Source organism: Streptomyces spongiae (assembly GCF_009377185.1).
Classification (GTDB): Bacteria; Actinomycetota; Actinomycetes; order Streptomycetales; family Streptomycetaceae; genus Streptomyces; species Streptomyces spongiae.
This window is the reverse complement of record NZ_VJZC01000146.1, coordinates 1-19,206: the sequence shown is the minus strand read 5'-3', so window position 1 is coordinate 19,206 and position 19,206 is coordinate 1. Positions and strand designations below refer to the sequence as shown.

Below are 19,206 nucleotides of genomic sequence, written 5' to 3'. Positions count from 1 at the left end.
GTGGACGCCCACCCCCACACTGGAGCCGACCGGCATGATCACCGTCCTCGTCGTCGACCCCCATGCCCTGCACCGCATCGGCCTGCGCACCCTCCTCGCCTCCCGGCCCGGCCTGACCGTCGTCGCCGAGGCGGTCACCGGCGCCGAAACGGTTCGTATGAGCGAGGACCTCCACCCCGATGCCGTCGTGCTGGGCAGCGGTCTGCCCGCCACCGACGTCCTCCTGACCGTCCGCGGTCTCAGACGGGCCCGCACGCAAGGCTCCGCCGACGGAGGAGCGCCGCGTGTCCTCGTCCTGAGCTCCGCACACCGCGACGAGCACGCCTACGCGGTCCTGCGCGCCGGAGCCGACGGATTCCTCTCCGCGTCCGCCACCCCCGACGAACTGATCGCGGCCCTGGTCCACGTGGCCGCCGGAGACGCCGTCGTCTCCCCCGGCCTGGCCCGCGCACTCGTCCGTGCCGTCCGCTGCGGCCCCCGCTTCGAAGCATCGGCGCCCAAGGGCCGACTGGAGGACCTCACCGAGCGCGAACGCGACGTCCTGGTGGCCGTGGCCTCCGGCCGGTCCAACACCGAGATCGCCGAACGGCTCTGCATCGCCCCGACCACCGTCAAGTCCCACGTCAGCCGCATCCTCGCCAAGATCGGCGCCCGTGCCCGCGTCCAGGCCGTGGTCTTCGCCTACGAGTCCGGCCTCATGCGGCCCCCGTTACCCCTGCCGGTCCCGCCCGTCCCCCCACACCGAACGACGACCCGTCAGGAACTGACATGCGCGTACTTCTCGTCGAGGACGACCACAGCATCGCCGACCCCCTGCAACGCGGCCTGACCCGCTACGGCCACACCGTGCACTGGGTCTCCACCGGCAAGGACGCCCTGCGCACCGCGCCCGCCTCGGACATGGTCCTGCTCGACCTGGGCCTGCCGGACATCGACGGCCTCGACGTGTGCAGACACCTGCGCGCCGACAGCGACGTCCCCCTCATCATGATCAGCGCCCGGGACAGCGAGACCGACAAGGTCGTCGGCCTCGAACTCGGCGCCGACGACTACCTCGTCAAACCCTTCCTGGTACGTGAACTGATCGCCCGTATGCGCGCGGTCCAGCGTCGCCGCGGCACGATCGCCCCGCCCTCCGGCCCGTTTCCCTCCGGATCAGGCCGACCCGGCGTGGTGATCGACCTGCCCTCACCCCGGCGGGCGCCCGACACGTACGGCCGCGTGGTCCTCGACCGACAGGCCCACCGTGTCTTCCTCGACGGAGCCGAAGTCCCGCTGCCTCCCAGGGAGTACGCCCTGCTCGCCTTCCTCACGGAACAACCGGACACGCTGGTGACGCGCGAGACCATCATGACCTCCGTCTGGGACACCAACTGGTTCGGCTCCACCAAGACCCTCGACACTCATGTCTCCGCACTACGGCACAAGCTTGGCGACGCCCTGACCATCCAGGCCGTACGCGGCGTCGGATTCCGGCTCACGATCAGCCCCCGCACGACGACACGAAACTCCGCGTCCTGACACTCCGCGTCCTGACACTCCGCGTCCTGACACTCCGTCGTTCACGCTTCGGATGGCGACGCGCTCCGCGGGCGGGTGAGGGCGTGGGCCGCGAGGGCCGTGCACAGGGTCTGGAGTCCGCGGACGCGGACCGGTGAGTGGCCGGTCAGTGCCTCGATGCGGCCCAGCCGGTAGTCGATGGTGCTGCGGTGGATGATGAGGTCGGCCGCGGCACGGGCGCGGTTGCCGTCGGCGGCGATCAGCGCCTCCAGGGTGCGCAGCAACTCCGGCCGTTTGACGACGGGTTCGATGAGCGCCGCCAGCCGCCGGGACACCTCGAGGTTGCTCGCCACCGCCAACTCCACCGCGACGTCGTCGAGTTGGTGGACGCCCGGCTGCCGCCCCAGCGCACACACGACGCGCAGGACGTCCTCGGCCTCCCGTACGCCGCCCGCCAGTTCCGCGTACGGCCGCCAGGTCACCGAGATCCACACCGCGTCACCGAACTCGGTACGCATCCGGTGGGCCAGCCGCAGGGCCTGTTGCCGATCCCCGGCGGGCGCGAGCACGTGCCCGCGTCCGCCGTTCAGCCGGACCATGGTGCCTCTGCCGCAGAACCGCCCGATCACCCTGGTCAGCGCGTGATCGGTGTAGCCCATCGCCTGCACGCCCAGTACGGCCCAGGAGCGCGTCGGAGCCACGGGCCCGGCACACGCCGCGAGCGCGACGAACCCCGGGAGCAGGGGGCGTACGGGGGCCGACCGATCCGCGGGGGCCGAACGGGCCGGCTCCGACTGGAGGAGAAGAGGCTGTGTGGCCATGGGCGTCGTCCTTGGACCAGGGAGCCAGCGCCGCCGCCCGGCGCGGCCTTCATGTACAGACAACAGGACGAGAGTCACAGGAGCATCCGAGCCACATCAAAGCTTCATCAGAAGCCGGGGCCGGCAACGGCCGGCAACCACTCCAGTAACCACCCGGCAGCCACCTCAGTAACCACCCAGCAGCCACCTCAGTAATCACTTCAGACACTCTGAACTCTCTGGTCACACCGCCCATCAGAGTTCTTCGGACAATCGCCGCACGGCCTTCCCCGGCCGCCGACCGGGCGCCAAAGATGCTTGTGGGCACCTCCCCGAGCCCGTTCCCGCACGGCAGGACAACTCCCCCCTGGTCCCGCCGTCCGCTGGACCACTCGTGGCGGAGTCCGGCAACGGGAACGGAACGCAGGTGTCCGGGCGTAGGCCGCAGCAGGCCGCACCAACGGGCCCGGACACCTCCGTCCCCGGGGCAACCTCCCGCGTGGCGGCGGCGACTTGAAGGCGAAACCGTCCCCCACACGAGGAGTTCGCCGATGCGCAAGCACCTCGCACGACTGCTCACGGTCTTATCGGTTTTCGCCGCCCTCGTCATGACGGCCGGCACGATGTCCCCCCGCGCGGAGGCCGCCGAGCCCCGCCCGCAGGCCGCCGCCGCGTGGAACCCGCCCGCGAACCTGGTCCAGCCGCTGGACGAGGTGTGGCGGCACGTCGAGTCGACGTATCCCAACCTGTACGGCTTCCGCAACTACGGCTGGGACCACGTCATGGCCAACCGCGGCAGCATCAACTACTGCGTCCGCTGGGAGTCCGACGCCCCCGTCAGCGCGGCCCTGCGCGACCGCATCCACGCCGCGCTGAAGAAGCAGTTCGGCAAATGGATGTCCGCGATGGTGGACAACGGCACGGGCCACAACGCCTGGCCGTACACGAACGTGCCGGTGAACATCGTCGGCTGGGCGGTGAAGAACCGCTCGACGCTCCAGTGGACCGACAACTCCGTGGACATCTACACCGGCCTCGACAGCGGCGGAGCCCCGCAGTGCCTGCCGGACTGCGGCCGCTTCTTCCACCAGGACGGCAACTACTCCCGCTGTCCCGGCGGCGCGGCCCGCCACTACGACCAGTCCCTCTGGCTGACGAAGGGCTTCCAGGGCGGAGCCGGGGGCGACTGGGGCCAGCGCGTGGGTTCGGAGTACTTCACCGGCGCCCTGAACCAGGAGAACATCCACATCTACCTGCACGAGGTGGGCCACACCTTCGGCCTGGACGACTTCTACGACTGGTCGCCGACGGGCCAGTGCTGCTTCCTGATGAAGGCCGGCAGCGCGGCCCAGATCACGGACTTCGACAAGTGGATGTTCCGCGACTTCTGGCGCCACATGAAGAGTCGCTACGGACTCTGATCTGAAGGGACTCTGATTTGAGCCGCCGTTGGTGGACTGGGTGTCCCGGCGCATTCATGCTGCAGCGGTGACGATCGGCCGGAGCGGGGCCGTGCCGAGTGGCTGAACGGTGGTGGGGCATGGAGCGGTCCTCGAAGGAGGTGCCGTGGCCGGAGAGCGTGAGCTACCGGCTGACCCTTCTGCAGCGGGTGCTCCCTGCCCTGCCGCTCGCCACAGTGGGCGTGGTCTGCCAGGTCTTTTTCCGGCTGGAGGGGTCCGCGCCCCCTGCGCTCGTCCTCGTCACGAGCATGTGGATCGCCATGCCGTTGCTCGGCCTGCTCCCGTTCCCGCGCTTCGGTGTCACCCTCACACCGTCAGCGGCCGTCGTACGCAACGTGCGCCGACGGACCATCCAGTGGTCGAACGTCCAGGCCGTGCAGGTGGAGCAGACCATGGGCACCCGGAGGGTCGTCCTCTACGAGGCGGGAGGGCGCCGCACTCCCCTGCGGGTCCCCATCACCGGGTTCCCCGCCTGGGACAGCAGGTTCGAGGAGAAGTTCCACACCATCGTGAGGTGGTGGTTCGACCACCGTGGTCCTGACTGGACTCCCGTACCACCACGCTGGGCGATCGGGCACAACGACGGGCCAACACCGGACAATCCCTTCGCACCTCCCCCACAGACGCATTGAACTACCTTGGCTGCCATGAGCACCCTGGAGAAGATCCTCGACGTTCCCGTCCTGATGTGCGCCCCCGAGGGCGAGAGCATCGGCTGTGAGAGCGATGCCCTGGATCTCATCGGCGACGCCGGGTACCAGGGTGCCCAGTGGGTCGTCGTCCCCACCGAGCGGTTCGACGACGCGTTCTTCCGGCTCAGTACCCGCATCGCCGGTGACATCATCCAGAAGTTCGCCCAATACCGCGTGGGGCTCGTGGTCCTCGGCGACATCTCCCGGCACACGGAGGCCAGTTCGGCCCTGCGTGACTTCGTCCGTGAGTGCAACAGGGGCCGGCAGACCTGGTTCGTGGCCGACGTCGAGGAACTGCGGGAGCAGCTGGGGCGCTAGCTCCGGCTCCCGCAGGGTTACCTTCCGGTGCTCTCCAGCGGAACAGCGGGAAGCTCCGGGATGACATGTTCGCCCCAGGCAACTGAAGTGGCCTGTGGGACGCAACCCCCGCTTCTGGCGCACTGTCTGAACGGGTGATCGAAGACAAGCGACCGGTCGCACGATCACCTCCGTGTCGCCGTCCGAAGCGGCGGCGGGACGGCTATGGACGAAGTCGAAGGCTTCGGGCAGGCGCCCTCCGCACCTGCCTCGACCACGTCTGACCATGTCTGACCACCACCTGCGCCACGAAGGGTCACTTCTGCATGCGTAAGCTCGGAATCATCGCCACCGTCGCCCTCGCCTTAGGCGGAGCCGTGCTCGCGGCGCCCGCCGCCCAGGCGGACACCGCGGCCGCGACGGACCCGGCCGCCCTCGTCTACGACGACGGCGCGCTCTGGTACAAGGCCGCCGCCGGACAGGAGAACCAGCTGTCGGTCTCCGTGGACGTCGTCGACGTCGACCCCTCCGAGTTCGGGGACGACTTCCTCATCACCTTCCGCGACAAGTTCGACATGGCCTTCGACGCGACCGCCGGTTCGCCGGCCGCCTGCACCTACCCCTCGGCGACCGATCACACCGTCGTCCAGTGCACGGTCCCCGCGCCCCTGGGCTCCGACGACTCGACCAACTACGAGGTCGACCTCGGCGACCGCGCCGACACGGCGACGATCGACGACCGCAGCGCGACCGCCGCGATCCACGGCGGCTCGGGCGACGACGTCCTCAAGGGCAACGGACAGACCCAGTACAACGGCGGCGACGGCGACGACCGTATCGACGGCGGCGACGGCATGGGTGCCAACGGCGGCAACGGCGACGACACCATCACCGGCGCCTGCGCCTACGTCTGCCACGGCGACGCCGGGAACGACACCCTCACCGGAACCGGCGACCAGAACGCCATGTACGGCGACGACGGCAGCGACATCGTGCACGCCGGCTCCGACAACGACGAGGTCTACGGCGGCAAGGGCAACGACACGCTGTACGGCGAGGACGGCAACGACACGATGTACGGCAACAGCGGCGACGACGTGCTGTACGGAGGCAAGGGCACCGACACGCTCTCCGGCGGTCCGGGCACGAACGAGGTCTACCAGGACTGAGGCTTCACGGGTGGTCCGCGCCGCCTCCGTCGTCGAGTTCGGTGTCCAGCGCGGCGCGGAGCCAGTCGTGGGCGGCGCCGAGGGTGGGCGCGTGCGGGGCGGCCAGTTCGTCGGCGAGTCGCCAGTAACGGTCCATCACGGGGTGGGCCGACCGGTCGAGTGTCACGCTCAGCCGGTGGCGGAAGCCGGGCGTGTCCCGGGCGCCGTGCGCGTGGGCGTAGGCGGAGACGAAGCAGTCGAGCGCCTCGCCCTCGTGCGGCGCCCGCCCGGTGCGCAGGGCCGGCACGACCAGCTCGTACGCCTCCCCCAGGCCGTCGTAGAGCACGGCCGGGCGGTACTCCGGATCGCGTTCCGGGGCCGGGGGCCGCCAGTCGTGGCCCGGAGGGCAGGGCATCGTGACGAGGGCGTGCAGCCGGGCGAAGGCCAGTACCTGGGCCGGGGTGGGATCCTCCGGCGGCTGCGGCACGGCGGCGTCGAGGATCCACGAGACCTGCCGGGCCGGAAGCCGTACGGGCAGCACACGCCGCCAGAAGCGGGCAGGCGCGGCCGTGTCCGGCGGGAGGGCGCCGTCGAGGAAGGCACCGATCAGCCGCAGCCGGTCGGCGCGTTCCTCGGCGGTGCCCTCCCGCAGCAGGTGCAGCGCGGCCTGGCGCCAGCGCAGGGCGGCCAGTTGGGAGTCGAGCTGTTTCACCTGCCCGGCGATGACGTCCTCCCACGCGTCCTCCTGCCACACGTCCTCCGGGTCGAGGACGCGGTCGATGTCGCCGACCGGCAGGTCGAGGGTCCGCAGCGAGCGGATCAGACGGAGCCGGTCGAGCGCCTCGGGACCGTACCGGCGGTGGCCCCCGGCACTGCGGGCGGCCTCGGGCAGCAGGCCGCGATCGGAGTAGAAGCGGACGGTCTTCACGGTGACGCCCGCCCGCTCGGCGAGCTCCCCGATGCTCAACATGCCGTCTGGCGACACGACTTGAACCTCCCTCAGGGGGAGTTCCTACCGTACCGGCGAACCCACGGACGAGCGGACGTGCGGGACGACCTGCGGGATGAGTGGGATGAGTGGGACGAGGAGGCGATCATGGCGGCGTTCGTACTGGTGTCGGGCTGCTTCACCGGCGGCTGGATCTGGCAGGAGGTGGCCGAGCGGCTGCGGGAGCAGGGTGCCGAGGTGCACCCGGTGACCCTCACCGGCATGGGGGACCGTCGCGACGAGGCGACCGCCGGCACGGACCTGGAGACGCACATCGAGGACGTGCTGCGGGTGATCGACGGCGTGGAGGCCCCCGAGGCGGTGATCGTCGGCCACGACTACGGCATCCACCCGGTGCTGGGCGCCGCCGACCGCCGCCCGGAGCGGATCACCCGGATCGTGTACCTGGACGCGGGCATGCCCCAGGACGGCGACACGGCACAGCAGTTGGTGCCGGACGAGGAGGTCCGCCGACAGCTCCGCGACGGACGACCCGGGCAGGAGGACGATTCGTGCGTCCCCGCGCCCGCGGCCGGCGGCTGGCAGCGCTGGGGCAGCACCGACGGCCTGACGGACGAGGCCCTGGCCCGGCTGACGGGCCTCGCCGCGCCACAGCCGACGGGTACGCTCACCCGGCCGCTCAGGCTCTCGGGCGCGGTCACCGCACTGCCCACCACCGGCGTCCTGTGCACCGGGAACGGCCTGAGCATCGCCATGGTGGAGGACATGGTCGGGATCGGGCTGCCGCAGTTCCAGCACCTCGCCAGGCCCGAGGTCGGATTCTTCGAACTCGCCACAGGACACTGGCCGATGCTGTCCCGCCCCGAGGAACTCGCCGAGGTGCTGCTCCGGGCCGCGGAGGGGGAGGGACACCGGATCACCGCGACCGGCGAGGGCAAGGTGCCGTCGTACCTCTGTCCCTTCGTCCTGGACGTACCGGAGCTGCCCCGCGAACGGACGGGACGGATCGACCTCTACGTACCGGACGCACTCGACGCACTCGACGCACTCGACGTACTCGACGAGCCCGTCGGGGCCTCAGAGGTATCAGAGAGGCCCCTCCCGGCCGTGGTGTTCGTCCACGGCGGCCCGGTCCCCGCCGACCTCCGCCCCACCCCGCGCGACTGGCCGGGCTTCGTCGGCTACGGCCGGTACGCCGCGAGTCTGGGCGTGGTCGGCGTGACCCTGGACCACCGGCTGCACGGCCTCGACGACCACGAGCGCGCCACCGAGGACATCACCGAAGCGGTCGAACTGCTCAGGGCCGACCCGCGCATCGACCCCGAACGCATCGCTCTGTGGTTCTTCTCCGGCGCCGGACTGCTGCTCGCTCCCTGGCTCGCCGAGCCCCCGTCATGGCTGCGGTGCGCGGCGCTGACGTACCCCGTCCTCGGGCCGCTGCCCGGCTGGGGAGCCGTCGATCCCCGCTTCCTCCCGGCCGACGCGGTGAGCACCGAGGTGAGCACCGAGGTGAGCACAGTGGCGAACACCGCGGGACGGCTGCCGATCGTGCTGACCCGGGTGGGCCTGGAGAACGCCGAGATCGCCGCCACGGTCGAGGACTTCCTGGCCGCCGCCAAGGAGTGCGAAGCCGACATCGAGGTGATCGACGTGCCGGACGCCCACCACGGCTTCGAGACGATCGACCACACCGACCGGACCCGCGCCGCCGTGGAACACGCGATGCGGTCCGTGCTCGAACGCTTGCGCGGCTGAATTACCGAGAGTGCATTCCTGGCCCGAGGTGGGTATCAAGTCGGATACAGCCGGTTCGATCGGGTCGCGATCGAACCGGCCGCCTTGGTTCAATCGCCCTTTCCAGCGCCGCGAGTGAACCGAATCGCAGCGTGCACGAAAGGGCGTCGGCGTTGACCGTCTTTGCACCTGTGGCCACGATTCTGGGCTCCCTTCTCACCGGAACCATCGCGCTTCTTGTGTACAGATGGGGTACGCGGCCCAAGAAAGAACTGCAGTATCAGTGGCGAAGAAACCACTCACTGCGGCACGGCGGCGTCCACCTGGAAACTCGCTACAACGGCAGGAAGCTGGATGCGCCCCGGCTCATCGACGTGTGGCTCCACAACGCTTCCGACCACCCGATCAAGACCGGCGACTTCGACGCCGGAGAGCCTCTGGTCGTCGAGCTCGGCGCCGAAATCGTCGACATCGTGAACGTCGCCAGCTCACCTCAGGACGCCCGCAAGCCCAACGAGGCGATCAAGGACGGCACACGTCTGAAGATTCCCCCGAGCCTTATCGCCAAGGACCAGCAGGTCACCTACTCCGTCCTGGTCGACGGAACCGGGAAGCGCCTCGGCCTGCAGAACAGCATCGCCGAATGGAAGCCGGTGGAGATTCCGGCCGGACAGTCCCAGGAGACCCGAAAGCTCAGGCGGGCGCAGGTGTCGCTCCGCTGGACGGCCGTGATGATGGCGGTCTTCGTCCTTGTGGTCACATTCTCCGGCATCTACTACGCGGCGAAGGTAATGGGGACGCGTGATCCGGCGAAGCAGAAAGCCATCATCTGTGAAATGGGCCGGAAGATCATCAGTGCCGAGGAGAAGCGAAGGCTGGACTGTCCGCCGAAAACCGATGATCCTCAAGAAATCATGAGGCGAATCGAGGATCCCCGGAGCGGTGCCACGGCCTCACCGTCAGGCGCCCGACGCTGAGACACCGGGCGACTGAGCGACCGCCTCAGCCCAGATACGGGCGCTCCCGGTGCTCCAGGTAGTGCTGGAGGCGCAGGCGTTGGGTGGGGTGCATGGGGAGGGCGGCGAGGTCTGCCGGGGATACGAAGCGGAGGTCCGTGGACTCGTCGGAGACGGCGAGCCGGCCACCGGTGACGCGGGCCGTGAAACAGACATTGAACTGGCGTCGTACCTCGCCGTCCGTGTAGGCGATGATGTGCTTCGGGTCGGTGTACGTGCCGACCAGGCCCGTGATCTCCACCTCCAGACCGGTCTCCTCCCTGACCTCGCGGACCGCTGCCGCGGGGAGGGACTCGGTGAGGTCCATGCCTCCGCCCGGCAGGGCCCACAGGTCGTTGTCCCGGCGGCGCTGGAGCAGGATGCGGCCCTGCTCGTCCGCGACGACAGCCGAGGCCGCGACGACCATGCTGTTGGGCCGCGGGGCGCCCGGGTCGTCGTAGTACTCGGTCCTCGCCACGGTCACCCTTCCTGACCTCGGGTCACGGCTTCGTGTGCGTACAGGTTCGGCCGCGTCTCCACGATGACGTATGTCCCCGTCAGTGATGACGTATGTCACCGTCGGCGCGGCGGCGCTGGAAGAACACTGGACTTCGCCGTTCCGGCGCCCTCGGGCGCCCCTCAGGAGGACATCACATGCACCGAGCTCACCGAGCCTTATCCCTCGCCCTCGCCGCCACCGCGGTCGCCGCCACCGCGATGCCAGGAGTGGCGACGGCGGCGACGCCGGATACCGTCCAGTGGGGCCCGTGCCCGGAGAAGGTCGCACCCAGCCTCGAGTGCTCGACGCTCGAAGTCCCCCTGGACTACCGGAAACCGGACGGCCGGCAGATCGAGGTCGCGATCTCCCGGCTGGCGAGCAAGGAACCCTCGAAGCGCCGCGGCGTGCTGGTGACCAATCCAGGCGGTCCCGGCGGTTCGGGGCTCAACTACCCGGCCATTCTGGCCGCCTCCGGGCTGCCGAAGAAGGTGCTGGACTCCTACGACGTGATCGGCTTCGACCCGCGTGGCGTCGGCCGCAGCACGCCGGTGACCTGCGATCTGACGCAGGAGCAGCAGTACAACGGCAACTTCCCGGCGTACGCGCACACCGCGGCCGATGTCGCGCGGGAGGCGCCGAAAGCGCGGACCATCGCCGAGCAGTGCGCCACCTCGCGGACGGCGTGGATGCTGCCGCACACCACCACCGCGAACACGGCGCGCGACATGGACCGGATCCGGGCGGCGCTGGGCGAGTCGAAGCTCTCGTACCTCGGTGCCTCCTACGGCACCTCCCTCGGTGCGGTGTACACGACGATGTTCCCGGGGCGCAGCGACCGGATCGTGCTCGACAGCAACCTGGGTCCCGGCGGTTACGACTACACAGCCATGCGGATGTTCGCCCGTGGAATGGAGGACCGTTTCCCGGACTTCGCGAAGTTCGCGGCCGCGCACCCCGAGTACGGCCTGGGCACCACACCGGAGCAGGTGACCGCGAAGTACTTCGAACTCGCCGAGCGGCTGGAGGAGAAGCCGGTCCAGGGCATCGGCGGCATGGAGTTCCGCGGGTTCACGTTCGACCGTCTCTACGCCGATGGGTTCATGCCCGAGCTGGCCGAGTTCTGGCAGGCGGTCGACACGGACCGGCCGGTGCCGGACATTCCGCTGTTGCCGAACATGGAGAACCTCATGGCCGCGCGTTTCTACGTGATATGCGGTGATACGCGCTGGCCGGGAACGGTCCGGGAGTACCAGCGCAATGTCGCGGTCGACCGGGCGAAGTATCCGATGCTGGGCGCGTCCACGGCCGGCATCGGGCCTTGCGCGTTCTGGCCGACCGAGCGGGTCGAGCCGCCGGTGAAGATCGGTGACCGGGGTCCGTCGAACGTGCTCATGGTGCAGAACGAGCGCGACCCGGGGACGCCGCTGGCCGGCGCCCGGAAGCTGCGGCGGGCGTTCGGTGAGCGGGCCACGATGGTGACGGCCGACCAGGGCGGGCACGGTGTCTATCCCTTCGGTGCCAACACGTGCGCGAACGACGCGGTGACGACGTTCCTGACCACCGGGCAGCGCCCGTCGCAGGACCTGGCCTGCGCGGCGGAGCCGAGCAAGTAACGGGAGCGGAGGCATGTTCAAGGAGTGGAGGCATCGTCGGGCCGTGCAGCGGGTCAAGCCCGGGGACGGGCGGCCGTTGAAGCGTTTCCGCTGGTGGCAGATGCTCACCCGCGCACTGTTCCATCTTCCGCTGATGAACGACGACGGCCGGCAGATGGACTACGCCGTCGACGTCAGGCATCAGAGTCAGAAGGACGGCCACGTCAAGGCTCACCTGTACCTCGACGGCAGGCATCACGCCGAGTCCAGAGTCCCTGCTGTCTTCCCGGTCCAGGGCGGCACCGTCGAGGTGAGGGCGAGCAACTTCGGGCTCAAGCGCTGCCACTACGTCACCGCCGACGGGGCCGAGTTCCCGCTCGTCCCGGACCCCGCCTCCGCCGAGGGGCGCCGCGCACGCCTCGACCGATCGCACCCCGCAGTGAGCCGCTGTCTCGGGTACCTCTCGATGATCGTGCTCCTCATCGGCCTGGCTCTCCTGATCCTTCAGCTCGCCGAACAGATCACCCGGGACCCGCAGGGCCTCGCCCAGTACGTCGGGACCTTCGTCTCGCCCGTTGATCTGTCGGCAGGGGCCAACGCCGTGGTCGGGCTCGTCACTGTGGCGGCCAGCACCGAGCGGGCGCTGCGGATGCGCTACCACTGGCTGCTCGACGGCGGGGCGGGCTGAGGGGCGGTCACGCCTCCGGCAGCTCCTCCCCCTGCACCGCCTGGATGTTCAGCTCCACCCTCAGCGTCGCTCCGATCGCCGCGATGCCCGCCTGGAGGACCTGGTTGTAGCTGACGGCGAAGTCGTCGCGGTGGAGTTCCGTGGTGGCGCGGAAGGCGGCTCGGATGCCGCCCCAGGGGTCCGGGCCCGTGCCGAGGTAGGCGAGGTCGAGGTCGACGGGGCGGACGACGCCGTGCAGGCCGAGCCGGCCGTGGACGGTCCAGCGGTCGCGGCCGGCGGGGGTGAGGCCGGTGGAGCGGTACGTGATGTGGGGGTACTGGTCGGTGTCGAGGAAGTCGGAGGAGCGGAGGTGGCCGTCGCGCATGGCGTTGCCGGTGTCTATGGAGTCCGCCTGGATCACCGCTTCCACCCGCGAGCGCACGGTGTCCCGGGCGACCTCGAAACGCCCGCCGAAGTCGGTGAAACGGCCCTGGACGCTGGACAGTCCCAGGTGCTGGGCGACGGCCACGACCGAGGAGTGCACCGGGTCGATGGTCCAGGGGCCCGGCGGAGGCAGATCGACGCCGCCCTGACGGGCGAGGACCACCTGGCCGAGCTCCGCCCGGCCGCTCGCGGTGACGAGTGCCGTCGAGGCGGTGGGGTCGTATCCGAGGGCGGTGATGATCGCGGTGTAGGGGCCGGGTTCGAGGTGGGTGGCGTCGGCCACCCTGCCCTCGGCGTCGGCCTCGGCGCGTAGGACCTGTAGGCCGGCCATGTCGGTCACGGTGACCACGGCGTGGGGTACCGCCCAGCCGTCCCGGGTACGGACGCGTGCGCTGAGGGCCATGGCGCTTCTCTTTTCTGTTCGGTGCGTGCCGTATGTCCCGTGCGCTGAGGGGGGATTGGGGCCGTACGGGCACGCGGTGCGGTGCACCCCCGGAGGGGGGAAAGCCAGGGGTGCAACGCACCTTAGCGGGGGTCTCCGGCGACGGGGACACGGCCGTCCCCTGCCGCTCCTGCCGTGGCCGGAGCCGTTTCCCCGGCCGACCCGCGGGCGGCGCCCTCCGCTCAAGGTGCCGCCCGCGGGCCGGGGTTGTGGAGGTCGTCGGGCGAACTACGCCTCGCCGTGGACCAGTTCTATGTCGTGGTCGTCCACGCCCGCGCCGGAGACCGTGATCCCGGCCGCCTGGGGCGGGTAGCCCGTCGCGATGACCGTGTACGCGCCGCTGTCGAGGTCGGAGAAGGCGTACGCGCCGTCGTGACCGGTCGTCGTCGAGGCGACCACGTTGCCCGCCGCGTCGACGAGCGTCACCCGGGCGTCGCCCAGCGGGTCACCGGCGCCGCCGCGGCGGACCGTGCCGCGCACGTGCGCGCCCGGGTGCAGTTCCACCTCGACCCGCGTGGTTCCGGCGCCGTCGATCTCCACCGGCTGGGCCAGCGGGCGATGCTTGGGGGAGTTGACCGCGAGGGTCACGGTCCCCGGCACGAGGTCGGTGAGGGCGAACTCGCCCAGGGCGTCGCTCTGTCCGGTGGCGAGTACGTCACCCCGTACGTCCGTCACGATGACCACGGCTCCGGCGACCGGCGCTCCGCTGTCCGCGGACCGGACCGCGCCGTGCAGCCTGCTCGTGCCGCTCAGCAGGATCTCGTACGTGACCGGGGCGTCGCCCACGACGATGTTCGTGGCCTGGGGCTGGTAGCCGTCCGCGGAGGCGATGAGGACGTACGGGCCCGCGCCGGGCGCCGCGACACCGTACGAACCGTCGTCCTGGGTGACCGAGCGGCTCAGCTGCCGGCCTTCGAGCGAGATCAGCGTCACCGCCGCCGCGCCCACGGGCACCTTCTCCGTGCCGAGGACGTGTCCGCGGACCCGGATGCCGCCGCTGCCGACGCCGACGGATCCGGCCGGTTCGTTGTCGAGGGCGGGCGCCGGGCCGGGGATCGGGCCGGGGATCGCGGCGGAGGCCGGTGCCTTCTCCGAGGCGGGCGGTCCGGCGCTCTCCGGGGACGCGGGCTCGGTCGCATGCGCCTCCGCTTCCGCCTCCGCGGCCGTGCGCTGGCGCGGGATGAAGATCGCGATGGTGAAGGCGAGGAGCGCGGCCCCGGCGCCGACCGCGAGGACCACCTTGAAGCCGTTCTCGGAGGGCAGGGCCGTGGTGCCGAGGGTGGTGGTCATCTGGGCGAGGATCACACCGGCGATGGCGCTGGCCGTCGACGTTCCGATGGACCGCATCAGGGTGTTGAGGCTGTTGGCGGCGGCCGTCTCGGACGCGGGCACGGCACCCATGATGAGCGCGGGCATCGAACCGTAGGTGAAGCCGATACCGGCGCCGATGACGCAGGAGACCAGGATGAAGTGCCAGAGCTCCGACATCAGGACGATGTTCAGGCCGTAGCCGGCAGCCACGATCAGGGCGCCGATCATCAGCGTCACCTTCGGGCCCTTGGCCTTGGAGACGGCGGCGGAGACCGGGGCGAGGGCCATCATCACCAGGCCCGACGGCGCCATGACCAGACCGGCCACCAGCATCGACCGGCCCAGACCGTAGCCCGTCGCCTCAGGCAACTGAAGGAGCTGAGGGAGCACCAGGGACATCGCGAACATGGCGAAGCCCACGGCGATCGAGGCGAGGTTGGTGAAGAGGACCTGGCGGCGGGCGGTGGTGCGCAGGTCCACCAGCGGCTGCGAGGTGCGCAGTTCGAAGAAGCCCCAGAGCAGCAGCACGACGACCGCGGCGCCGAAGAGGCCGAGGGTGGTGCCAGAGGTCCAGCCCCAGTCAGCGCCCTTGGAGATGCCGAGCAGCAGGCAGACCAGTCCGGCCGCCATGCCGATGGCACCGACCAGGTCGAAGCGCCCGCCGGTGCGGACCCTGGACTCCGGTACGAAGCTCGGGACGAGGATCAGGGCGACGACGCCGAGGCCGCCGGAGGTCCAGAACAGGACGTGCCAGTCGAAGTTGTCGGCGATCAGCGCGGCGGCCGGCAGGCCGAGGGCGCCGCCGATACCGAGGGAGGCGCTCATCAGGGCGGTCGCGGAACCGAGCCGTTCGGCGGGCAGTTCGTCGCGCATGATGCTGATGCCGAGCGGGATGACGCCGGACGCCAGACCCTGCAGTACGCGCCCGACGATCATCGGGGTCAGGGAGTCGCTGAGCGCCGCCGTGACCGAACCGGCGACCAGCATCACCAGGCTGACCAGGAGCATGCGGCGCTTGCCGTACATGTCGCCGAGCCGGCCCATGACCGGGGTGGCGACGGCGGCCGCGAGCAGGGTGGCGGTGACGGCCCAGGCGGTGTCGGAGGCCGGGGCGTCCAGGAGCTTGGGCAGCTCCGGGACGATCGGGATGACGAGGGTCTGCATCAGCGAGACCACGATGCCGCCGAAGGCCAGCACCGCCACGACGAGGTTGGCCCGTGGTGCCGGGGCCCCCACGTCGGGGGCGGGACGGGCAAGGGCATGGGACATGGCCGGGCCTCCGTAGGGGCAGATCGGGTGTGCGCGACACCGCAAATTTAAGTCAATTGATTGACTTAAGCAAGCTGCCCTTGTGATTCCCTCGTGAAGGTTCGGGGCAACGGTCCCGCCGAGCCCATCGGCGAAGGCGCGGCGGGACCGCCGGGTGCTACTCCACCGGCACCGGCGTCACCGCCGCGGCCAGCGGATAGGCCCCCGTCTTCAGGGCCGTGCCCACCTTGCCCGTCGCCGTCGTGACCGGTACGAGCGTTCCGGCGTCGGCCGTCGTGACGTACGCCGTCGTGCCGTTCCAGTCCAGGGCGACGTCGAACGCGGACCGGCCGACGGTGACCGGGCTGCCCGGGGCGCCCGTGACCGTGTCGACCGGCGTGATCGTGTCGCCCGTGCTCGCGCTGACCCACAGGGTGCGGCCGTCGGGGGAGAGCGTGAGGCCGTACGCCTGGCCGGTGACCAGGAGGGTCGGGCGGGTGTCGTTCGTGGCGGTGTCGATCGGGGTGACCGTCGAGCCGCCGGAGTTCGACACGTAGACCGTCCGCCCGTCGGGTGACGCCACCACGTTGAACGGGTTCGGGCCGACGGGGATCGCCTTGCCCGCGGTGGCGGACGAGCCGGAGGAGCCGGAGAGGGACAGCGGGGTCACCGTGCTGTCGTGGATGTTGGCCACGTACAGGGTGGAGCCGTCCGGGGTGATCGCCATGTTCTCCGGGCCGTCGCCGACCGTGACCTTCGCGCCCGCCGTGCCGGTCGTGAGGTCGATCGGCTGGAGCGCGTCGTCGGAGTAGTCGGCGACCCAGAGGGTCTTCCCGTCCGAGGTGAGGGCGAGGCCCGCCGGTACGTCGCCCACGGTCACGGTCTTCGTGACCTCGCCCGAGGCGACGTCGATGACGCTGACCGTGTCGGAGCCCTGGTTGGCGGCGTACGCGGTCCGGCCGTCCGCGCTCAGGACGACCTCGCCGGGGTTCTTGCCCACCGGGATCTCCGTGGACGTACCAGAGCCGAGGTCCACCGAACTGACCGACGCGCCACTGAAGTTGGCGGTCAGCGCGCGCTCGCTGCCTTTGCCGTCCGTGACACGGACCGGGATCGCGCGGCTGACGAGCCCGTCACCGGTGATGACGACGGACCGGACTCCGCTGCTCGCCCCGTCGGCGGCCGTGAAGGTCACCGTCGCGGTGGCCTTGCCGCCCGCCGGGACGGTGAGTGTGCCGGAGGACGGGGAGACGGCCACTCCGTCGGGGGCGTCGATCGTCCACGACACGGACTTCTGGGTGGTGGAGCGGTTGTCCGCCACCCTGAGCGTGACCTTGTCGCTCGCTCCGGGTGCCAGCGACAGCGACGACGGCTCGAACGACGCGTCCGGCCCGGGATCGGGCGCGGCCCGCAGTGTGGCGTCGAACAGGAAGCGGTCCATGACACCGGGCGCGACCTGCTGCGGTACGGAGTCCAACTCCTTGCGCTGCTGCTGGAGTTGGTCGTAGTACGTCGACACGGCCGCGTCGTCGCCGTCCGCCTGGGCCAGCATCAGCTTGACCGCCGTGCCGCCGGCTTTCCCGTACGCGCCGAGCTTGTCCAGCCACGCCGACGTCTCGTCCAGGAAGCCCGGGTTGTCGAGGTGGGCGCGGAGGTCGGCGGGGGCGGTGGCCATGGCGGTGAAGTAGGCGGAGAGCGCGCGGGCCGCCTTCTCGAGCTCGGGACTGTTGCCGTTCCCGTTCTCGTACGCCGTCGTGAAGGTCTTGATGAGGGGCGTGAGGGTGGGGGACTCGGTGGTGGAGAGGAGGGAGGAGTAACTGTTCTCCGCGAAGACGCGCAGGGACGCGGCGGCGGGTCCGCCCAGGTCCTTGACCGAGGCGAGGAAGGCCGCCCTCGGGTCGTACGCGTCCGGGTTCCAGGCGTAGTCGGCCGACGTGAACAGGGCGAGCTTGCTGGCCTCGGCCTGGACCATGGGGTTGGCCGTGATGCCGGTGACCTCGGCGGGCACGCCCGGTTCGCGGCCGGTGTAGGGGCCGAGGAGGAGGCGGCTGGTGGTGTAGTCGTTGACCGGGTAGTTGTCCCAGATCAGGATCGGGTGCCCGAACACCTGGCGGGCCTGGCGGGCCTGTTCGGCGCTGATGGTCGGCGCGATGACGCCGACGCCGGTCCACTCGACGACCACGGACTTGTCCAACTGCTCGCGCAGGGCCGTCTTGTACGGGGAGTCGGCGAGGTCGGAGTACTCGGTCGGCACCATCTCCAGTGGCTGGACGTCGTCGTGGGCGCCGACGAAGTCCTTGACGACGGAGTTCAGCAGCGCGGCCTGCGCCTTGCCCGCCGCGCCGCCTCCGGTGCCGTACTCCTTCTCGTCCTCGGGGCAGTTCCAGGCGGTGTAGCTGATGTCGTCCAGCGGGACGGCGAACGAGCGCACGCCGATCGCGTACAGCGACTCGAACTTGGTGACCAGGGCCTTGCGGTCGCTCGCCGAGGAGTAGCAGACCGACAGGCCGGGCGAGAGGGCGTACGTGAACCGGACGTGGTTCTCGGCGGCCCGGTCCACGAGCTGCTTCAGCTTGGCGAGTTGGTCGGCCGGGTACTCGTCGCGCCAGTTCGCACGCAGGTACGGGTCGTCCTTGGGGGAGTAGACGTACACGTTCTGCTTGGTACGGCCGTAGAAGTCGAGCTGGGAGAGGCGGGCCTGGTGGGACCAGGGGGCGCCGTAGAAGCCCTCGATCACGCCGCGCAGGGGAGTCGTGGGCCAGTCGCGGATCGTGGTGGCGGGCACGGACCGGCGACCGGTGACCAGCTGGCGGAGGGTCTGGGCGGCGTAGTACGTGCCTGTGGGGTCGACGCCGGAGAGGGCGACTTCGCCGCGGCCGGATCGTCCTCCGGTGGCGAGGGCGTATCCGCCGGAGGGGAGTCCGGCGGGGGACTTGCCCCCGAGCCGGGACAGCACCTTGGCGGTCGCCGGGTTCTCGCTCGGCCCGCCGACGTAGACGGTGAGGGCGGCGGGGGGTAGGGGGTCGCCCGCCGTGACGGTCGTGATGGTGCGCGCCCCGGCGTCTCGCAGCACCTTCTCGACGAGCCTGCGCGCGGGCGGGTCGGTGTCGCGGCCGACGACCTCGACGACGCGGTGGGGGACGGCTGCGGAACCGTGGCTGCCCGTCCGCACCTGCTGCGGGGTCGGCCACACCTCGGGGACACGTGCCGTGGCGGTGCGCTCCGCAGCCACGGCGGGGGCCGGGGCGAGGCCCGGCGCACAGAGAGCCAGGGCGGCCAGCAGGCCGACCACTGCCGGCTTGAGCGCCGGTCTCCGGTTCAATGTTTTATCCATCGGACGGAATAGTGGTTGATGTATTCACCCACGGCAAGAGGCGGCGCACGACTCGGTGGGTGCGGGGGTCGGGTTGGGGCGGTGGGCCCCTGGG

16 protein-coding genes are annotated in these 19,206 nt (G+C 70.5%); 10 read left to right on the top strand and 6 right to left on the bottom strand.

The features are described 5' to 3' along the window. Both FNH08_RS20945 and FNH08_RS20940 read left to right on the top strand, forming a co-directional pair. The coding region (locus tag FNH08_RS20945) for a response regulator transcription factor (protein ID WP_322724985.1) at positions 1–829 on the top strand (829 nt) is incomplete at its 5' end. Beyond that, on the top strand, positions 769–1,521 hold the full coding sequence (locus FNH08_RS20940; protein ID WP_152773027.1) for a response regulator transcription factor: 753 nt from the start codon (positions 769–771) through the stop codon (positions 1,519–1,521). The genes FNH08_RS20945 and FNH08_RS20940, both read left to right, overlap by 61 nt. Positions 1,522–1,562: 41 nt before the next feature. Here the strand turns inward: FNH08_RS20940 and FNH08_RS20935 are convergent, their stop codons facing one another. Continuing rightward, on the bottom strand, positions 1,563–2,321 hold the full coding sequence (locus FNH08_RS20935) for a PucR family transcriptional regulator (protein WP_152773026.1): 759 nt from the start codon (positions 2,319–2,321) through the stop codon (positions 1,563–1,565). Between the two features lie 530 nt (positions 2,322–2,851). Here FNH08_RS20935 and FNH08_RS20930 point away from each other — a divergent pair. From FNH08_RS20930 to FNH08_RS20915, 4 genes are all read left to right on the top strand, one after another. Next, positions 2,852–3,721, top strand: a complete 870-nt coding sequence (locus FNH08_RS20930; protein ID WP_152773025.1) for a hypothetical protein — start codon at positions 2,852–2,854, stop codon at positions 3,719–3,721. 119 nt (positions 3,722–3,840) lie between these two features. Next, the gene (locus tag FNH08_RS20925) at positions 3,841–4,392 is read left to right on the top strand and encodes a hypothetical protein (RefSeq protein WP_152773024.1); all 552 of its coding nucleotides are present in this window, start codon (positions 3,841–3,843) and stop codon (positions 4,390–4,392) included. A 15-nt stretch (positions 4,393–4,407) separates the two neighbouring features. Then, the gene (locus FNH08_RS20920; RefSeq protein ID WP_152773023.1) at positions 4,408–4,770 is read left to right on the top strand and encodes a DUF4180 domain-containing protein; all 363 of its coding nucleotides are present in this window, start codon (positions 4,408–4,410) and stop codon (positions 4,768–4,770) included. A gap of 305 nt (positions 4,771–5,075) precedes the next feature. Next, positions 5,076–5,918, top strand: coding sequence for a calcium-binding protein (locus FNH08_RS20915; RefSeq protein WP_152773022.1), 843 nt, complete (start codon positions 5,076–5,078; stop codon positions 5,916–5,918). A gap of 4 nt (positions 5,919–5,922) precedes the next feature. On the opposite strand, the gene FNH08_RS20910 is transcribed toward FNH08_RS20915, so the two are convergent. After that, positions 5,923–6,882, bottom strand: a complete 960-nt coding sequence (locus FNH08_RS20910) for a MerR family transcriptional regulator (protein ID WP_322724983.1) — start codon at positions 6,880–6,882, stop codon at positions 5,923–5,925. Between the two features lie 111 nt (positions 6,883–6,993). Between FNH08_RS20910 and FNH08_RS20905 the strand changes: the two genes are divergently transcribed. Both FNH08_RS20905 and FNH08_RS20900 read left to right on the top strand, forming a co-directional pair. Further along, positions 6,994–8,601: an alpha/beta hydrolase gene (locus FNH08_RS20905; RefSeq protein WP_152773021.1), complete on the top strand. Its 1,608-nt coding sequence runs from the start codon at positions 6,994–6,996 to the stop codon at positions 8,599–8,601. Between the two features lie 170 nt (positions 8,602–8,771). Then, positions 8,772–9,557, top strand: a complete 786-nt coding sequence (locus FNH08_RS20900; protein ID WP_152773020.1) for a hypothetical protein — start codon at positions 8,772–8,774, stop codon at positions 9,555–9,557. 25 nt (positions 9,558–9,582) lie between these two features. Here FNH08_RS20900 and FNH08_RS20895 read toward each other — a convergent pair whose 3' ends face one another. After that, positions 9,583–10,053 (bottom strand): NUDIX hydrolase, encoded by a 471-nt coding sequence (locus FNH08_RS20895; protein ID WP_322724981.1) that lies wholly within the window; start codon positions 10,051–10,053, stop codon positions 9,583–9,585. A 176-nt stretch (positions 10,054–10,229) separates the two neighbouring features. On the opposite strand from FNH08_RS20895, the gene FNH08_RS20890 reads away from it, so the two are divergent. Continuing rightward, positions 10,230–11,687: an alpha/beta hydrolase gene (locus FNH08_RS20890; RefSeq protein ID WP_152773019.1), complete on the top strand. Its 1,458-nt coding sequence runs from the start codon at positions 10,230–10,232 to the stop codon at positions 11,685–11,687. A gap of 13 nt (positions 11,688–11,700) precedes the next feature. After that, the gene (locus FNH08_RS20885; RefSeq protein WP_152773018.1) at positions 11,701–12,354 is read left to right on the top strand and encodes a hypothetical protein; all 654 of its coding nucleotides are present in this window, start codon (positions 11,701–11,703) and stop codon (positions 12,352–12,354) included. A 7-nt stretch (positions 12,355–12,361) separates the two neighbouring features. Here FNH08_RS20885 and FNH08_RS20880 read toward each other — a convergent pair whose 3' ends face one another. From FNH08_RS20880 to FNH08_RS20870, 3 genes are all read right to left on the bottom strand, one after another. Next, positions 12,362–13,180: a YceI family protein gene (locus FNH08_RS20880; protein WP_152773017.1), complete on the bottom strand. Its 819-nt coding sequence runs from the start codon at positions 13,178–13,180 to the stop codon at positions 12,362–12,364. Between the two features lie 267 nt (positions 13,181–13,447). After that, on the bottom strand, positions 13,448–15,799 hold the full coding sequence (locus FNH08_RS20875; RefSeq protein WP_152773016.1) for an MFS transporter: 2,352 nt from the start codon (positions 15,797–15,799) through the stop codon (positions 13,448–13,450). A 157-nt stretch (positions 15,800–15,956) separates the two neighbouring features. Then, positions 15,957–19,100, bottom strand: a complete 3,144-nt coding sequence (locus FNH08_RS20870; RefSeq protein ID WP_322724979.1) for a beta-N-acetylglucosaminidase domain-containing protein — start codon at positions 19,098–19,100, stop codon at positions 15,957–15,959. Positions 19,101–19,206: the final 106 nt, after the last annotated feature.